This window comes from Buttiauxella gaviniae ATCC 51604 (assembly GCF_001654835.1).
Classification (GTDB): Bacteria; Pseudomonadota; Gammaproteobacteria; order Enterobacterales; family Enterobacteriaceae; genus Buttiauxella; species Buttiauxella gaviniae.
In genome coordinates this window covers 1-562 of sequence record NZ_LXEP01000040.1, presented here as the reverse complement: position 1 = coordinate 562, position 562 = coordinate 1, and the positions used below count along the sequence as shown (strand labels likewise).

Genomic DNA, 562 nt, shown 5'->3' with positions numbered 1-562 from the left:
CCCCGTCGCTAATCCCGCCGTCTATCATCGAATCACCCGACGCTCGGACGAAATAGGTGCTGCTCGGATGAGGTGCGATTAACTCACTAATATCTAAGCGCTCTTCTACATAGTCCTGGGCAGGGGACGGGAAGCCACACTTCACCGGGTCGCTAAACAGCGGAATAGTAATAACTTCGCGAAGTAAGACGGGCTTGATAAGGTTCATATGATAGCCAATATTAATAACTGTGTATTTATACAGTATATCTATCGATAAATCTGATCAAGCGAACCGGCAATGTGGGCTGGCGATGTTATGAGCTAACGGGATTAAAGGGCTTTACTGATGAAGGGATTACGCGTTGTGTAAATTTTTCAGAATTATGGTTGGTCCGGATCAGCTTGTGCTTCCTCCGTCGCTTTGCGGGCTGCTTCTTCCGCAGCAAGTCTCTCAGCTTCATTCCTCGATTTTTCAGCTGTAAGCTTCTTCTGGTTATAAATACTTCCTTCTGGCATTTCGACACGCACAGAGACGAACTGGTCAGCAGGGATATCAATAGGCGCACCATTCATCACAGTC

At 47.2% G+C, this 562-nt stretch carries 1 protein-coding gene and 1 pseudogene; both read right to left on the bottom strand.

Annotation, left to right across the window (positions count from 1 at the left end):
- Positions 1-208, bottom strand: a 208-nt coding sequence (locus tag M977_RS25710; protein WP_280643839.1) for a S24 family peptidase, incomplete at its 3' end; no start/stop codon positions are given.
- Positions 209-363: 155 nt separating this feature from the next.
- Positions 364-562, bottom strand: a pseudogene (locus tag M977_RS25540) (hypothetical protein); the annotation flags it as partial.